We start from the raw sequence: 15,578 nt of genomic DNA, 5'->3' as shown, positions 1-15,578 counted from the left end.
GCGATTTGGGAGCAAAAAACGCCGGCAGGCAGTTTTTCAACTGCTTGGCAGAAAACTGCCTGAAAGTTGATCAGATTCCGATATACTCCGCCCCCCTCTTTTTATGCCATGCAGGCGCGTGCGCTCTTTTTCATGAAGCTGATCGTCAAGGTTTTCCCCGAAATCACCATCAAGAGCCCGCCGGTACGCAAGGGTTTCATTCGCCAGCTGGCGAAGAACATCCGCACCGTGCTGCGCGAACTCGATCCCGACCTGCGGGTGGAAGGGGTGTGGGACAACATCGAGGTGGAAACCGCGCTCAGCGATGCGAAAGTGCTGCGCGAGATGATCGAGCGCCTGCGCTGCACGCCGGGCATCGGCCATTGCCTGGAAGTTCATGAATACCCGCTGGGCGATCTGGATGACGTCTTCGAGAAGTGCCACGCGCACTTCGCCGACCGTCTGCCGGGCAAGATCTTCGCGGTGCGCTGCAAGCGTGCCGGCAAGCATGCGTTCAGCTCGATGGATGTCGAGCGCCACGTCGGCAGCCGTCTGCGCGAAGAGTGCGGCGCGGCGGGGATTTCCCTGAAGGCGCCCGAGATCGAAGTGCGCATGGAAATTCGCGATCAGCGCCTGTTCGTCGTGCATGCCCAGCACGACGGCATCGGCGGCTATCCGCTGGGCGCGCTGGAGCAGACCCTGGTCTTGATGTCCGGCGGTTTCGACTCCACCGTGGCCGCCTACCAGATGATGCGCCGCGGGCTGATGACGCATTTCTGCTTCTTCAACCTCGGTGGTCGTGCCCACGAGCTGGGCGTGATGGAAGTCGCCCACTATCTATGGAAGAAATACGGCAGTTCGCACCGCGTACTATTCATCAGCGTGCCGTTCGAGGAAGTGGTCGGCGAGATTCTCGAAAAGGTCGACAACAGCCAGATGGGCGTGGTGCTCAAGCGCATGATGCTGCGCGCCTCGACGCAGATCGCCGAGCGCCTGCGCATCGATGCCCTGGTCACCGGCGAGGCGATTTCGCAGGTATCCAGCCAGACGCTGCCCAACCTCGCAGTGATCGATTCGGCTACCGACATGCTGGTGCTGCGCCCGCTGATCGCCGCCCACAAGCAGGACATCATCAACACCGCGTTCGAGATCGGCACCGCCGAGTTCGCCAAGAACATGCCCGAGTATTGCGGCGTGATCTCCAAGAACCCGACCACCAGGGCCAAGCGCTACCGTATCGAACACGAAGAAAAACAGTTCGACATGAGGGTGCTCGAGCGCGCCCTGGAAAATGCCCGCCAGGTGGCCATCGACCAGGTGATCGACGAGCTGGGCGAGGATATCCAGGTCGAGCACGTGTCGGAGCCGACAGCCAATCAGGTCATTCTCGACATTCGTCATCCTGACGAGGCCGAGGACGAACCTCTGCAACTGGCCGGCATCGAAGTGCAGACACTGCCGTTCTACGCCGTCAACAATCGCTTCAAGGAACTGGACGGGAACCGCCAGTACCTGCTGTATTGCGACAAAGGTGTCATGAGCCGCCTGCATGCTCATCATCTGCTCTGCGAGGGGCATCAGAATGTGCGGGTCTATCGGCCCGCGCGCGGGACGCTGGAAGCTGGAAGCCGGACGTAATGAGCGACTGGTCCAACAACCGCGTGGTCATCCGACGCAAGCAGCCTCCCGACCGGGATGTGCGTCCTTTCCTATTCGCTTTCGGCTTTCAAGGCTTCCAGTCTCTTACTCAGGTAAACAAACAGTGATCGAGAATCTCCGCAATATCGCCATCATCGCCCACGTCGACCACGGCAAGACCACCCTCGTCGACAAACTCCTGCGCCTGTCCGGCACCCTGGACCGCAAGGAGCTGGAAAACGAGCGTGTGATGGACAGCAACGACCAGGAGAAGGAGCGTGGCATCACCATCCTGGCCAAGAACACCGCGCTGAAGTGGAAAGACTACGACATCAACATCGTCGATACCCCCGGCCACGCCGACTTCGGCGGTGAAGTCGAGCGCGTCATGAGCATGGTCGATTGCGTACTGCTGGTAGTCGATTCCATCGACGGCCCGATGCCGCAGACCCGCTTCGTGACCCAGAAGGCCTTCCAGGCCGGTCTGAACCCCATCGTCGTGGTCAACAAGATCGACCGTCCCGGCGCGCGCCCGGACTGGGTCGTCGACCAGATCTTCGACCTGTTCGACAACCTCGGCGCCACCGAACAGCAGCTGGACTTCCCGATCGTCTACGCCAGCGCCCTGAACGGCCTTTCCGGTCTCGATCATGAGAACCTGGCCGACAACATGGACGCCCTGTTCCAGGCCATCGTCGATCACGTCCCGGCTCCGAACGTCGATCCCGAAGGTCCGTTCCAGATGCAGATCTCCCAGCTGGACTACAACAGCTTCCTCGGCGTGATCGGCGTGGGCCGTATCGCTCGCGGCAAGGTTAAGACCAACACCCCGGTGATCGCCATCGGCGCCGACGGCAAGAAGCGCCAGGGCCGCATCCTGAAGATCATGGGCCACTCCGGCCTGCAGCGTGTCGAAGTCGCCGAAGCCCAGGCCGGCGATATCGTCTGCGTCAGCGGCATGGACGAGCTGTTCATCTCCGACACCCTCTGCGACATGAACAACGTCGAGGCGCTGCCGCCGCTGACCGTCGACGAGCCGACCGTATCCATGACCTTCCAGGTCAACGATTCGCCGTTCTGCGGCAAGGAAGGCAAGTTCGTCACCAGCCGCAACATCAAGGAGCGTCTGGAGAAGGAGCTGCTGCACAACGTCGCCCTGCGCGTCGAGGAAGGCGACTCGGCGGACAAGTTCAAGGTCTCCGGCCGTGGCGAGCTGCACCTGTCGGTACTGATCGAAACCATGCGCCGTGAAGGCTTCGAGCTGGCCGTGGGCCGTCCGGAAGTGGTGATCAAGGAAGTCGACGGCGAGAAGCAGGAGCCCTACGAAAACGTCATCATCGACATCGAAGAGCAGCATCAGGGCGCGCTGATGGAACAGATGGGCCTGCGCAAGGGCGATCTGACCAACATGGCGCCGGACGGCAAGGGCCGCATCCGTCTGGAATACACCATTCCGGCGCGTGGCCTGATCGGCTTCCGCAACAACTTCCTGACCATGACCTCGGGCACCGGCATCCTCACCTCTACCTTCAGCCACTACGGGCCGATCAAGGGCGGTGAAGTCACCAACCGGCAGAACGGCGTACTGGTCTCCATGGCCACCGGCAAGGCGCTGACCTACTCGCTGGAAACCCTGCAGAGCCGTGGCAAGCTGTTCCTCGAACCCGGCCAGGAAATCTACGAAGGCCAGCTGGCCGGCATCCACAGCCGCGATAACGACCTGGTGATCAACCCCACCAAGGGCAAGAAACTCGACAACATGCGCGCCTCCGGCAAGGATGAAGTCATCGCCCTGGTGCCGCCGATTAAGTTCACCCTTGAACAGGCTCTGGAGTTCATCGACGACGACGAACTGGTCGAAGTGACGCCCAAGTCGATCCGCCTACGCAAGAAGATTCTCGACGAGAACCAGCGCAAGCGCGCCGCCAAGAACTGAGTTCAGCGGTAGCTGAAAGCCCCCGTCAGCGTGAGCTGGCGGGGGCTTTTTCGTTCAGGTGATGCGGGTGTCCCGCATTCGTCAGTCTTGCATCCCGCTATCTGCTGCCTTGTCTTACCGGGGCTTGGGTTGGGACAGGCAAGGGGCCGTCAATCGATAAGGCTAAAGTGTGCCCCGTCGTTGCCGCTAACCTCAGCAGATAACCTGCCTGGGTCCCTTAGCCATGAATCCTCTGGCCTCGCTCAACTCTTCCACTTCCCGTGCCGCGCAAGCCGGCCAGCCCGCCACAGCGCGTAACGATGTCGCCGATGCCCAGGCCACTCTGGCCAATCGGCTCACTGAAAAGCTGGGGCTGCAGCCGGGGGCGCTCAACGGCAAGCGCGATGATTTCACGCCCGAGAAGGTCGCTGAGCGAGTGCTGGGTTTCATCGAGCAACGCCTGCAGCAAGAAGCGGCTGCCGGTGCCGATCCGGCCAGGCTGAACAAGCTGCTTGGCCAGGCCCGCGATGGCGTGGAGAAGGGCTTCGCCGAGGCCCGCAAGATTCTCGATGGCATGGGGGTGCTGGGTGGCCAGGTCGCCAGCGATATCGATGACACCTACGCGCGCATTCAGGATGGCCTGAGTGGCCTCGACAAGCGTTTCGGCAGCGCGCCGGCAATGGCGGACAAGGTTGCGTTGAGCGGCTATAGCGAGCGCTTCAGCGCCCTGGCGGAAACCTTCGAGCTGTCCGTCACCACCCGCGACGGTGACCGTCTGCGCATCTCCGTGGCGCAGGCTTCGGCCAGTTGGACGCAGAAGGGTTTCGCTGTGGCTGGCAATGGCGGCTCTACGGCTGTGGTGGCGAGCAGTCAGTCCGGCAGCCTGCAGATCGGCGGTTGGCAGGTCAGTGTCGAAGGCGAGCTGGACGATGGCGAGATCAAGGCGCTGGAGAAACTCTTCAGCCAGGTACAGGAGCTGTCCGAGAAATTCTATGTGGGCGACCTGGCCGGCGCTTTCGATCGCGCCATGGCGCTGGACATGGACAGTGAGCAACTGGCGTCGATGTCACTGCACCTGACCCAGACCAGCGTGCGCCAGGCCACCGATGCCTACGGCGCCGTGGCCGGGCAGGGCGCCAGTGCGGTCAACACCGACCTGCAGGCGTATGCGCAGGGCCTGCTCGATGCATTGCGCAGTGCCAGCGGCCTGACGCAAGACGCCGGTGGCCTGCTCAAGGACCTGCTCAAGGGTGGCTTCTCGCTCAACGAGCGATTCGACCTTCCCCGCCTGGAAAAGGCCGAAAGCCTCAACCGCAGCCTGCTCGATGGCCTGCAGGCGCTGCTTGATGGTCAGGCCGGAAAGGGCGCTGCCGCGAGCTGATCATGCTCGATGGCAAGCCGCGCCGCTGGATGCCCTGAGCGACTCCCTGCGGTGCTGATAAACGGCGAGCAGGTCGTGTGCTTCGATGAGAGTCTGATGGCCGTGCCGACAGGAATGTTTTGGGGGCGCTGACATTCATGCCGGCCATACAGAGATGCCGGCAGGATACGGCACGGTTTTTCAGTCATTGAGCAGCGCATCGATCGCGCAGCCGACGCGGGCGTTACCCCAGTGGCGGCCGTTGATGTAGATGGGCATGGCAAGGTCGCAGAGCAGCTCGCCGGTGTCGCGGATATAGGTGCGTACCAGCAGGGCCGTGGTGTTCTTCGCGGCGCGCAGTTCGCCGGGGTTTTCGAATTTGCGGTTGCAGCGGTTGCCGACCAAGTCGGTGGCCTGGTCGCCGGTCAGGGGTTTGGAGAATTTCAGGTTGTGCGCCGACAGGTAGCCATCGACGTTGACCCCGACCGCATAGTTGCAGCCGGGTGTGGCGGCCAGGCCGGCTTCCAGGTGTTTCTGGCAGCGCTGGGTGAAGGCTTCGCTCCAGGCCAGCTTGTACTTGGGCGGTACGCTGTTGCCGAGCGGCTGGTAGTTGCGGTCGAAGACGTCGATGCCTTCGCGGCTCATCTCGATCAGCTCCGCCTGCAGGGCATCGCGCAGTTCGCGGGTCCTGGCCACGACCAGATCGAATACGCCGATGCCGATCTTGAAGCGCGAGACCAGTTCCTGAACGGCTTCGGTGTCCTGAGCCAGCTCCCCGGTGCGTGTCTCGGAGTCGCTCATGTGGCTGGCCACGTCCGCTGAAAGCTGGTGGATGTGGGTGACGTTCTCGTGCACCTGAACGTTGGAGGCGGAAAGCTCTTCCATGGAGCTGGCGATATGCAGCAGCTGTACGCCGGTCTGTTCGAAGTCTGCGACCATCTCTTCGAACTGCTGCGCCGAGCGGCTGACCACGTCACGGGTCTGTTGCACATCGGCGTTGATTTCGTCGTTCGCTTCGCGGGTGTGGCTGACCAGTTTCAGCATGGTGTCGATGTTGCCGGAGATTTCCACCGAGGCCTTGTTGACACGTTCGGCCAGGGTGCGGACTTCATCGGCGACCACGGCGAAGCCGCGCCCGGCCTCTCCGGCGCGGGCGGCTTCGATGGCGGCGTTGAGCGCCAGCAGGTTGGTCCGGTCGGCCACGTCGCGGATCAGCGCGGCGATCTGGTTGATGCTGGCCGAGCGCTGGGACAGGTCCTCGACGGTCTGGTTGAAGGTCTGCACCTTGTCGCCAACCTGGTTGATCTTGCGGGAAATGTCCTGCATCTCGCCCAGCGAAACCCGCGCGTTTTCGAGGTTGGCGTTGGTCGAGTCGGAGATGATCTGGGTGCTGCGCGACACTTCGCTGATCGCTGCGGTGGCCTCGGTACTGGCGGTGAATACGGTTTCGGTCATGCTCACCTGCTCGCGGGCGCTTTGGCCGGTGTCGGCGATGCGGGTCTTGACCAGCAGGGCCTCGCGGGCGATGGGGATGGTCATCTTGCGGATTTCGCTGATGACCTGGCGCATCTGCGCGGCGAAGCGGTTGTAGCTTTCGGCCAGTTCACGGAATTCATCGTGGGAGCGAGGTTGAAGGTTCTGGGAGAAGTCGCCACCGTCGTCGCCGATTTCGTTGAAGGCCGCGATCATCGAGCGGACCGGCGTGAGGATCAGGTGGCGCAGGTAGAGCGTCTGCCCGACGAGCCATACCAGCCCCAGCACGCTCAGGATGATGACCGCCGTGAGGCCGCCATCCAGCGAGGCGTTGATGCGCGCCGCCAGTTCAGCGGAGACATCATCGCTGGCCAGCGCAGCGGCGATGTAGTGCTTCTGCTCAAGGTAGATGTACAGGTAGCCAAGGTTGATCGCGTAGAGCAGGAAAAAGCTCGCGAGCTTCTTGCTCAGAGAATTCCAGAAGGTCTTCTCGCTCCACTCGTACAACTCCTTCAGGATGCCCATCGATATTTCCTCGTCATGTTCTTGTTATGCGTTTGCAGAAGCGCTGAGTGCACGGCGGATTCGGCATGCAGCATAGGGGCGTGCAGATGTTTTCCGATGTCTTCGATCAATATCGGCACCCCGGGCGCAAATATGAATATTTTGACGCCAATGATCTGCACCTTTACACGGGGGTGGCCGCTATATACTTGCCCAACTGGCTTCCGGTTGCCGCTGAGAGGCTGTCGAAAAACCACCTGTCAGCCACTGTGGCGGACGCAACGAATCGAATGGCTGAACCGTTGGCAGCGTTCCTGCCTGGTTCAATCGCCCGGAAGGAATATTCATGCTCAACAACGATGTCCTGCGCAGCCTGCGTTATACCCTGAACGCAAGCGACGCGAAAATGGCCGAGATCGCCCAGCTCACAGGCTGCGAAATTCCCGAAGCTGAAATGCTGGCCTACCTGAAGAAGGAGGACGAGGTCGGTTACAAGCCCTGCGGCGACCGTATCATGGCGTACTTCCTCGATGGGCTGGTGATCTACAAGCGCGGCAGGGACGAAAGCCGGCCTGCACCGCCGATAGAGCTGCCCATTACCAACAATCTGATCCTGAAGAAGCTGCGCGTGGCCTTCGAGTTGAAGGAAGAGGATATGCACGAGATTCTCAAGGCCGCCGATTTCCCGATATCCAAGCCGGAACTCAGCGCGCTGTTCCGCAAGGCCGGGCATAGCAACTACCGCGCATGCGGCGATCAGTTGCTGCGCAACTTCCTCAAGGGCCTGACGCTGCGCTGCAGATAATCGGCCAGTGCCGGTGCCGAAGCCTTTATGGCGTCGGCGCATCACCCTGGCATTCATCGCCAGCATGGCCCCTGTACCGAGCACTCCAGCCCTGGCCGCATGTTGCGCAAGCATCGTTTAGCGGCGCCTGGGTGAGCGGGATCGAGTGTGAATGCAATAGGCGCGCGGAACGATCCAGCCACGGCTGCAGCCAAACGGGTGAAAGCATTGGACAGGGTGCCGCATGACGTTCTCGATAGTTGCCAGATGTCCACGGACCGGCCAGTTCGGTATCGCCGCCGCCACCGCCATGCCCGCGGTGGGTAAATTGCTGGCCCATGCCGCGGCGGGTGTCGGTGCCGTGGCAACCCAGGCGCGGATCAATCCCTATCTGGGTATCGACGGGCTGGACTTTCTGCGGAAGGGCCTTTCAGCGGCTGAGGTGATCGAGCATCTCAAGAGTACCGACCCCTGTCTGTCACAACGGCAGGTAGCCGTGATCGACAGCCGGGGACGGACCGATTGCTGGACCGGGGCTCAATGCCTGCCCTGGTCTGGCGCCATCGGCGGCGATGGTTTTTCCGCACAGGGCAATCGGCTGGTCGGAAGGCAGGTGCTCGAGGTGGTGGCCGATACGCTCGACCGCACCGGTTCCCTGCCACTGGTGGAGCGTTTGCTGGAGGCGCTTTCCGCGGGTGATGACTGCGGTGGCGACCGCCATGGTGAGTCCTCGGCAACCATCTATGTGGTCGATCGCGAAGCGTATCCGCTCTGGGATATTCGCGTTGACCATCACCCGGACCCGGTGGCCGAGCTACGCCGGCTGCATGGGGTGTTCGAGCGCGAAGTATTGCCCGAAATGCTGCGCATGCCGACTCGCGACAACCCCGCCGGAGCCGCTGGAGAGGATTCGGTCTGATCCATGTTCCCCTGCATGCAGCACGGCTTCAACGGCTTATCCTTTTTGCTCCCGTCAGCGGAATGCGACAGTCGCTATATTCATAGTGCTGAGCTTCCGCAATGCGCTGAAACAAGCCGGAGGGGGGAAGCCAAGGAACGTCGTGGCTGCGCTCAGTCCAACACAACGACTCGCCACCAAGGAGTAACAGTGATGGGCCAGACCGGATTGCGTTGCCGCTGGGCCGATGGACTGGGCTGGGCGTTGCTTTACGGCGCGCTCTGGGCATTGTTCACCGGCAGCAGCGGCTGGCTGCTGGGGGTGCCGAGTATTTTGTCGGCGGTGGGGCTTTCGTTGTGGTTGGGAATCAGGCCCTGGAGGCTCTCGCTGACGGCTCTGCCAGGCTTTCTCCGGTTCTTTCTCTGCAGGATGGTCATGGGTGGCTGGGACGTGGCGTGGCGTGCCCTGCATCCTCGATGTCCGCTGCAACCGGCATGGCATCAATATTCGCTTGCCAGCCAGTCGCCGCGGATGCGTCTGTTGCTGTCGGCCATGGTCGGGCTGTTGCCGGGGACGCTGGTCTCGCGTATCGATGGTGAGCGGATGCAGGTCCACGTGCTGGACGAGCGCTTGCCCTGGCGGGCTACCATCGCTGAACTCGAACAGCGCCTCGAACGGCTGCTTGGCGCGAGTGGGAAGCGCTGATGGCCGTGTTTTCGGCGCTGCTGTTGCTGACCCTGATCATGGGCCTGTGGCGGGTGCTGCGTGGGCCGGGGTGGGTCGGTCGGCTGCTGGCGGTGCAGTTGTTCGGTACTACCGGCACCGCGCTGCTGCTGGTGCTGGCGCAGTGGCAGGACGCGCCGGCGCTGCGCGATGCGGCGCTGGTGCTGGCCCTGCTGGCGGCGATGATCAGCGTCGCACTGGTACAACTGCTGCGGCGCAGCCACCATGAATGAGCTGCTCGCCCTTTTCAGCTGGCTGCTGCTGGCCGGCGGGCTGCTGTTCTTTGCCGCCGGCAGTATCGGGCTGCTGCGCTTTCCCGACACCCTGAGCCGCCTGCACGCGCTGACCAAGGCCGATACCCTCGGCCTCGGTCTGGTAGTCGCCGGGCTTGCACTGCGCGCGGGCAGCCTGCTGGAAGTGGCGCAGATGCTGCTGATCTGGTTGCTGGTGCTGGCTTCGGGCACCACCGCTTGCCAGCTGCTGGCGCGCCAGTGCGAGGAGAGCGGCGATGACTGACTGGCTGCTCGATGCGGTGCTCGGGTTGTTGCTGCTGGGCCTGGCCGGCGGCGCGCTGCATGTGCGCCAGCTGTATGCCGGGGTGCTGCTGTTCATCGCCTTTGGGCTGGTGCTGGCGCTGGTCTGGGCACGTCTGGGTGCCGCCGACCTGGCGCTGGCCGAGGCGGCTATCGGCGCAGGATTGACTGGCGTACTGCTGTTCGCCGCCCTTTCGCGTCAGCCGCTGGAATGCCGCGAGCCACGTCTGCCAGGCCGCCGGCGATTGGCCGCCGTGCTGGTGCTGCTGCCGTTACTGTTCCTGCTGTTGCCGCCGTTGGCACCGCTTGGCGAGCTGGAGTCGCGGGTTCCGCGGCAGATCGATGCCGCGCTGGCGCACAGTGGCGTCGAGCATCCGGTGACGGCGGTACTGCTCAATTTCCGTGCCTGGGACACGCTGCTGGAGCTGGCGGTGCTGCTGCTGGCGTTGCTCGGTGCGCGCCAGCTGGGGCCGGTGCGGTTGCAACTGAGCGAACCCTGGCCGTTGCTGCGGGCCTGGAGCCGAACGCTTGCGCCATTGCTGGTGCTGGCCGGCGGCTATGTGCTCTGGCGCGGCGCGGCTTCGCCGGGCGGGGCGTTCCAGGCGGGCGCGCTGCTGGCGGCGGGTATCGTCCTGCTGCGTCTGGCCGGTGCGCTACCGGCGCTGCGCTGGCGCTTCTGGCCGCTGCGGCTGCTGGTGCTGGCGGGTCTGCTGCTGTTCATCGGCGTGGCTGCGTCGTGCGCCTGGTTCGGGGACGGCTGGCTGCGTTATCCGGCTGCCTGGGCCAAGCCGCTGATTCTCTTCATCGAGGCTGCGGCGACGCTGTCCATCGCGGCCAGCCTGAGCCTGCTGGTGATCGGCGATGATCCGGAGCGGCAGCCATGAGCGCCATGCTGTTCTGGATCGCTGTCGGTCTTGCGCTATGGCTGATCGGCCTGCACGGGCTGCTGACGCTGCGTCAGGCGCTGCGGCGGATCATCGCCATCAACCTGATGGGCAGCGGCGTGTTTCTGGTGATGATTGCCCTGGCCGCGCGCCACGACCCGAGCGATCCGTTGCTGGTGGCGCTGGTGGTCACCGGGTTGGTGGTGGCAGTCAGCGCCACCGCGCTGGCGCTGCGCTTGAGCAGTGCGCTGGCCTCGTCATCGGAGCGCAAGCGATGAGTGCCGCGCTGGTCAGCCTGCTGCTGCCATTGGTCGGCGCACTGCTGTTGATTCTGCTGCGCCCGGCGCATAGCGGGCGCTGGGTGATCGTGCTGAGCCTGGGCGCACTGGTGGCGGCGATCATGGCGCTGCATCTGGTGCTCGATCATGGCGAGCGCAGCCTGCTCATCGGTGGCTGGGAGGCCGGGCTGGCGATTCGCTTTCGGCTGACGCCGTTGGCGGCGCTGCTGCTGGTATTCAGCGCCGGATTGCACCTGCTGGTGGCGCTTTATGCGGCGCGCATCGCCCATGCCGCCGGCAGCGAGGATTACTGGCCGTTGTCCTGCCTGCTGCATGCGGCTTTGGCCGCGCTGTGGCTGTCGGCGGACCTGTTCAACCTCTATGTGACCCTGGAGTTGCTCAGCCTGGCGGCCGTGGCGCTGGTGGCGCTGGCCGGGCGAAAGGCCTGGAAGTCGGCGCTTAACTACCTGCTGCTGTCGCTGGCCGGTTCGCTGGCCTATCTGCTGGGTGTGGCGCTGATCTACGGGCGCTACGGCGTGCTCGATCTGGCCTTGCTGGCGCAGCTGACCGAGGCCGATGGTGTGACTCATTTGGCGCTGCTGCTGATGACGGTCGGGCTGATGCTCAAGGCCGCGCTATGGCCGCTGCACCTGTGGCTGCCGCCGGCTCACGCGGCGGCGCCGACCGCGGTCAGCGCATTGCTCTCGGCGCTGGTGGTCAAGGGGCCGCTGTATATCCTCTGGTTGCTCTGGAGCGAGATCGCGCCGGAAGCATTCGGGCGTGACGCCGGCCTGCTGTTCGGCACGGCGGGTGTGCTGGCGCTGGTTGTCGGGGGTTGGTCGGCACTGCGGACACCCCATCTGAAAACGCTGGTGGCCTATTCCACCGTCGCCCAGCTCGGCTATGCCCTGCTGGCCCTCGGCTTGCTGCTGCATCTCGACGAACCGCGTCTGCATGCGGCGCTGTGGTTGTTCGTGCTGGCCCACGGACTGGCCAAGGTGTCGATGTTTCTGGCTGCCGGCGAGTTGCAGAGCATTCTGGGCAGCAGGCGGGTGACAGGCATGAAGGGCGCCAGCCAGAACGTGCCGATTGCCCTGGCCGCTTTCGCGGTTGCAGGCGGCAGTCTGGTCGGGTTGCCGCCCAGTGGCGGCTTTCTGGCCAAGTGGCTGCTGCTGCAGCCGCTATTCGAGCGTCCGCAACACTGGCCCTGGGCCGTCGGGGTGCTGCTCGGCACGCTGATGTCCTCTGCCTACGTATTCCGTGTCGTCGCCCATGGGTTCGACCGGGCACGACCGAATCCACCGAGCATCCACCCGGATCGTCCGGCCCAGTGGCTGGCGCTGTTGCCGGCGTTGCTGGTCTGGGGGCTGGCGCTGATCAGCGAGCCGCTGCTGCTCTGGCTGGGAGGGCTCGGTCGATGAACTGGTACAGCGTGCTGCCGCTGGGGATCGTGCTCAGCTCGTTGCTGCCGGGGCTGGTGATCTTCGCCTTGAGCGAGGATCGCCAGCGTCTGCGTGTAACCCTTAACCTGCTCGGCGTGACCCTCAAGCTGCTGCTGGTCGGCAGCATGCTCTATGGCGTCAGCCAGGGCAGCGAGTACCGTTTCAGTGTGCCGCTGCTGCCCGGCGCGCCGCTGGTGCTGCAGGCCGATGCGCTGTCGCTGCTGTTCGTCGCGCTGTCGTCGCTGCTGTGGGCGGTCACCACGGTCTACGCCATCGGCTATCTGGAAGACGCGCCGCTGCGCTCGCGTTTCTTCGGCTACTTCAGCCTGTGCGTCAGCGCCACGGTAGGCCTGGCACTGGCGGGCAATCTGGTCAGCTTCCTGTTGTTCTACGAGCTGCTGACGCTGGCGACCTTCCCGCTGGTGGTGCATCGCGGCACGCCGGAATCGCTGGCAGCCGGGCGCGTCTATCTGGCTTACACAGTGGGTGGCGGCGCGCTGGTGCTGATGGGCGTGGCGTTGTTGCACAGCCTGGCCGGCACGCCGGACTTCCAGGCCGCCGGCTACCTGCTCGATCAGGTCGACGAGCATGACCTGGCATTGCGCGTGGCCTTTGCCTTGCTGATTTGCGGCCTCGGCGTGAAGGCCGCGCTGATTCCGCTGCACGGCTGGTTGCCACGGGCCATGGTCGCACCGGCGCCGGTCAGCGCCCTGCTGCACGCGGTGGCCGTGGTCAAGGCAGGCGCGTTCGGCATCGTGCGGGTGGTCTACGACGTATTCGGCGCCGAGGCGCTGACGCGCCTGGACCTCACCGGTCCGCTGCTCTGGCTGGCGGCGGCGACCATCCTCTACGGCTCGTTGCGCGCGCTGCAGCAGCAGGAGCTGAAGAAGCGCCTGGCCTACTCGACCATCAGCCAGGTGTCCTACGTGACCCTGGGCGTCGCACTGCTCGGTCCGATTGCCGCCGTGGGTGGGCTGGTGCATCTGGTGCACCAGGGGCTGATGAAGGTGACGCTGTTCTATTGTGCGGGCAACTTCGCCGAAACCCTGGGAATTCACCGCATCCGCGAGATGGACGGCGTCGGTCGGCGCATGCCCTGGAGCATGGCGGCGTTCACCGTCGGCGCGCTGGGCATGATCGGCATTCCACCGATCGCCGGCTTCATCAGCAAATGGACGCTGGGCCTCGGCGCGCTGCAGGTCGGCCAGGACTGGGTGCTGCTGGTGCTGTTCGGTTCGGCACTGCTGAATGGCGCCTACTTCCTGCCGCTGCTCTGGCGTGGCTGGTTCGCCGAACCGGCTGACTGGGAGCAGAACCGTTGGGCCGGCGAGCGTTTCGAAACCCACTGGATGTTGCTGCTGCCGCCCCTGATCACGGCGCTGCTGTCGTTGCTGGTCGGGCTGCTGGCGGCCACCGCATTGAGCCCGCTGGGCTGGAGCCAGCTGATCGTCGAGCGGGAGTTCGCCCTGTGAGCGCCTGGCTCTGGCTGCTCGTGCCCTTCGCGCCCTTGGTCGGCGGCGCGCTGCTGCTGATGCTGCGCCAGCACGTCCTGCCTTGGCTGTGGCTGGCCTGTGTGCCGGCTTTGCTGGCGGCACTGCAACCTCCGCCAGCGCTGGAGCTACCCTGGCTATGGGAGGGGGTGCGCTGGGGCGCGGGTGATGCGCTGACGCGCGCCTGGCTGGGTTTTTCCGCGCTGCTTTGGGGCTGCGCGGCGGTGTTCGCCAGCAGCAGTCTGGCTCGCGATCCACACAGGTTGCGCTTCTGGGCGTTCTGGCAACTGGCGCTGGCCGGCAACCTGCTGCTGATCATCGCCACCGACGCGCTGAGCTTCTACCTCGGCTTCAGCGCCATGAGCCTGTCGGCCTACGGACTGATCGTGCATCGTCGCGGGCCGGGACCACGACGTGCCGGACGCTTGTATCTGCAGCTGGCAATCTGTGGCGAGATGCTGCTGCTGGCGGGCCTGCTGTTGCGCAGCCACGCCGGCGATTACGCCTTCGACTTCGCCAGCTGGCAGACGCAGCCGATCGACGACCTGACCCTGGCGTTGCTGCTGCTTGGTCTCGGACTGAAGGCCGGGTTCTGGCCGCTGCATGTATGGCTGCCGCTGGCCCATCCCGAAGCTCCGGCGCCAGCCAGTGCGGTGCTTTCAGGGGCGATGCTCAAGGCCGGCATCCTCGGCCTCTGGCGTTGCATGCCAGAGGCCGACCCGACACTGGCAGCTTGGAGCACGCCGCTGCTGATGGTCGGTATCTTCGGCGCGTTGTACGCCGCCGCGCTCGGGCTCTGTGCGGGAAAATCCAAGGCGGTGCTGGCCTTTTCCTCGGTGAGCCAGATGGGCTGGATGCTGATGATCCTGGCGCTGGCCTGGAGCCTGGAAGCGCCCTCGGCAGCGCTTCTCGCGGTACTGCTGCTGTTCGGCATGCATCACGGCCTGGCCAAGGGCGCCTTGTTCCTGGCGGCGGGAATGGTCCATGAAGGGCGTCTGCCGCGTCTGGCCTGGGTGCTATTGCTACTGCCGGCGCTGGCGATCATGGGTGCGCCGCTAAGCAGCGGTGCGGCGGTGAAATACCTGCTCAAGGATGCCTGGCATGAAAGCACGTTCGCCGCCTGGGTGCCCTGGTTGAGTCTGGCCAGCTTCGCTACTGCCCTGTTGCTGATGCGCGCGCTCCGGCTGATGTGGCGCGACCAGCAGCATGCGGTGCAGCCGCCGCCGGCTGGCCAGTGGCTGCCCTGGGTGACGCTCAGCGTGGCGTCGCTGTTGCTGCCATGGGGCTGGCCGGTGATGCGCGAGTCGCTGCTGGCCAGCCTGTATCCAGCTGGGCTGTGGGCATCGCTCTGGCCGCTGTTGCTCGCGCTGGCTCTGACTGGACTGGCGTTGCATCTGCGTTGGCGTGTACCGTCGCGCCTGGCACGGCTGCCTAACCTGGCACTGTGGGCGTCGCTGTATATCACGCGAGTGCTGCGCCAACCGCCGTTGCCTACCCTTACAATTCACCTCGAACGCAACCGCTGGCGCGTGCGCGAACGGCGCTGGAATCGCTTCTGGGAAGGCGGCACGCTGACTGTCAGCGCCTGGTTGCTGGTTGGGCTGCTGTGGCTGGGCTGGCTGTGGTGATCGTATCCGGTGGGCGAATGCCGCTGGGAAGGCCTCTCATCTGCATAGG

General features: G+C 64.4%; 14 protein-coding genes. 13 read left to right on the top strand and 1 reads right to left on the bottom strand.

Translation table 11 applies throughout. The annotated features are described in order from the left end of the window. Positions 1-132 precede the first annotated feature (132 nt). The 3 genes from thiI (at position 133) to ACYCFC_RS16460 (ending at position 4,913) form a co-directional block, all read left to right on the top strand. On the top strand, positions 133-1,617 hold the full coding sequence (thiI, locus tag ACYCFC_RS16470) for a tRNA uracil 4-sulfurtransferase ThiI (protein WP_459652258.1): 1,485 nt from the start codon (positions 133-135) through the stop codon (positions 1,615-1,617). A 124-nt stretch (positions 1,618-1,741) separates the two neighbouring features. Continuing rightward, positions 1,742-3,553 carry a translational GTPase TypA gene (gene typA, locus ACYCFC_RS16465; RefSeq protein ID WP_181085685.1) on the top strand — a complete coding sequence of 604 codons (1,812 nt, stop codon included), beginning with the start codon at positions 1,742-1,744 and terminating at the stop codon, positions 3,551-3,553. A gap of 223 nt (positions 3,554-3,776) precedes the next feature. Further along, the gene (locus tag ACYCFC_RS16460) at positions 3,777-4,913 is read left to right on the top strand and encodes a DUF5610 domain-containing protein (RefSeq protein WP_181085683.1); all 1,137 of its coding nucleotides are present in this window, start codon (positions 3,777-3,779) and stop codon (positions 4,911-4,913) included. Positions 4,914-5,093: 180 nt separating this feature from the next. Here ACYCFC_RS16460 and ACYCFC_RS16455 read toward each other — a convergent pair whose 3' ends face one another. Next, positions 5,094-6,890: a methyl-accepting chemotaxis protein gene (locus tag ACYCFC_RS16455; protein ID WP_459652257.1), complete on the bottom strand. Its 1,797-nt coding sequence runs from the start codon at positions 6,888-6,890 to the stop codon at positions 5,094-5,096. Between the two features lie 325 nt (positions 6,891-7,215). Between ACYCFC_RS16455 and ACYCFC_RS16450 the strand changes: the two genes are divergently transcribed. From ACYCFC_RS16450 to ACYCFC_RS16405, 10 genes are all read left to right on the top strand, one after another. Further along, a complete protein-coding gene (locus tag ACYCFC_RS16450) occupies positions 7,216-7,674 on the top strand; it encodes a YehS family protein (protein WP_459652256.1) in 459 nt (152 codons plus the stop codon). A gap of 223 nt (positions 7,675-7,897) precedes the next feature. Next, complete coding sequence (locus tag ACYCFC_RS16445) at positions 7,898-8,572, top strand: DUF1028 domain-containing protein (protein ID WP_459652255.1); 675 nt, start codon at positions 7,898-7,900, stop codon at positions 8,570-8,572. 192 nt (positions 8,573-8,764) lie between these two features. Then, a complete protein-coding gene (locus tag ACYCFC_RS16440; protein WP_459652254.1) occupies positions 8,765-9,256 on the top strand; it encodes a Na+/H+ antiporter subunit E in 492 nt (163 codons plus the stop codon). Continuing rightward, positions 9,256-9,507: a monovalent cation/H+ antiporter complex subunit F gene (locus ACYCFC_RS16435; RefSeq protein WP_181085673.1), complete on the top strand. Its 252-nt coding sequence runs from the start codon at positions 9,256-9,258 to the stop codon at positions 9,505-9,507. The genes ACYCFC_RS16440 and ACYCFC_RS16435 overlap by 1 nt, the downstream gene beginning before the upstream one ends. Further along, complete coding sequence (locus tag ACYCFC_RS16430; RefSeq protein ID WP_459652253.1) at positions 9,500-9,790, top strand: cation:proton antiporter; 291 nt, start codon at positions 9,500-9,502, stop codon at positions 9,788-9,790. The genes ACYCFC_RS16435 and ACYCFC_RS16430 overlap by 8 nt, the downstream gene beginning before the upstream one ends. Next, positions 9,783-10,691, top strand: coding sequence for an MnhB domain-containing protein (locus ACYCFC_RS16425; RefSeq protein WP_459652252.1), 909 nt, complete (start codon positions 9,783-9,785; stop codon positions 10,689-10,691). The genes ACYCFC_RS16430 and ACYCFC_RS16425 overlap by 8 nt, the downstream gene beginning before the upstream one ends. Beyond that, positions 10,688-10,969: an NADH-quinone oxidoreductase subunit K gene (locus ACYCFC_RS16420; RefSeq protein WP_459652251.1), complete on the top strand. Its 282-nt coding sequence runs from the start codon at positions 10,688-10,690 to the stop codon at positions 10,967-10,969. The genes ACYCFC_RS16425 and ACYCFC_RS16420 overlap by 4 nt, the downstream gene beginning before the upstream one ends. After that, positions 10,966-12,390: a complex I subunit 5 family protein gene (locus ACYCFC_RS16415; RefSeq protein ID WP_459652250.1), complete on the top strand. Its 1,425-nt coding sequence runs from the start codon at positions 10,966-10,968 to the stop codon at positions 12,388-12,390. Before ACYCFC_RS16420 ends, ACYCFC_RS16415 begins: the two co-directional genes overlap by 4 nt. Continuing rightward, complete coding sequence (locus ACYCFC_RS16410; protein WP_459652249.1) at positions 12,387-13,883, top strand: complex I subunit 5 family protein; 1,497 nt, start codon at positions 12,387-12,389, stop codon at positions 13,881-13,883. The genes ACYCFC_RS16415 and ACYCFC_RS16410 overlap by 4 nt, the downstream gene beginning before the upstream one ends. Then, positions 13,880-15,529: a proton-conducting transporter transmembrane domain-containing protein gene (locus tag ACYCFC_RS16405; protein ID WP_459652248.1), complete on the top strand. Its 1,650-nt coding sequence runs from the start codon at positions 13,880-13,882 to the stop codon at positions 15,527-15,529. Before ACYCFC_RS16410 ends, ACYCFC_RS16405 begins: the two co-directional genes overlap by 4 nt. Positions 15,530-15,578: the final 49 nt, after the last annotated feature.

The organism is Stutzerimonas sp. NM35, assembly GCF_054604355.1.
Note: the sequence above shows the minus strand (reverse complement) of the source record. Positions and strands in the feature narration are given on the sequence as shown.

What these genes read in the sequence shown, in the direction of transcription:
- thiI (WP_459652258.1), top strand. Translation starts at nt 133, where the DNA reads ATGAAGCTGATCGTCAAGGTTTTCCCCGAAATCACCATCAAGAGCCCG.
- ACYCFC_RS16460 (WP_181085683.1), top strand. Translation starts at nt 3,777, where the DNA reads ATGAATCCTCTGGCCTCGCTCAACTCTTCCACTTCCCGTGCCGCGCAA.
- ACYCFC_RS16455 (WP_459652257.1), bottom strand. Translation starts at nt 6,890, where the DNA reads ATGGGCATCCTGAAGGAGTTGTACGAGTGGAGCGAGAAGACCTTCTGG.
- ACYCFC_RS16450 (WP_459652256.1), top strand. Translation starts at nt 7,216, where the DNA reads ATGCTCAACAACGATGTCCTGCGCAGCCTGCGTTATACCCTGAACGCA.
- ACYCFC_RS16445 (WP_459652255.1), top strand. Translation starts at nt 7,898, where the DNA reads ATGACGTTCTCGATAGTTGCCAGATGTCCACGGACCGGCCAGTTCGGT.
- ACYCFC_RS16440 (WP_459652254.1), top strand. Translation starts at nt 8,765, where the DNA reads ATGGGCCAGACCGGATTGCGTTGCCGCTGGGCCGATGGACTGGGCTGG.
- ACYCFC_RS16435 (WP_181085673.1), top strand. Translation starts at nt 9,256, where the DNA reads ATGGCCGTGTTTTCGGCGCTGCTGTTGCTGACCCTGATCATGGGCCTG.
- ACYCFC_RS16430 (WP_459652253.1), top strand. Translation starts at nt 9,500, where the DNA reads ATGAATGAGCTGCTCGCCCTTTTCAGCTGGCTGCTGCTGGCCGGCGGG.
- ACYCFC_RS16425 (WP_459652252.1), top strand. Translation starts at nt 9,783, where the DNA reads ATGACTGACTGGCTGCTCGATGCGGTGCTCGGGTTGTTGCTGCTGGGC.
- ACYCFC_RS16420 (WP_459652251.1), top strand. Translation starts at nt 10,688, where the DNA reads ATGAGCGCCATGCTGTTCTGGATCGCTGTCGGTCTTGCGCTATGGCTG.
- ACYCFC_RS16415 (WP_459652250.1), top strand. Translation starts at nt 10,966, where the DNA reads ATGAGTGCCGCGCTGGTCAGCCTGCTGCTGCCATTGGTCGGCGCACTG.
- ACYCFC_RS16410 (WP_459652249.1), top strand. Translation starts at nt 12,387, where the DNA reads ATGAACTGGTACAGCGTGCTGCCGCTGGGGATCGTGCTCAGCTCGTTG.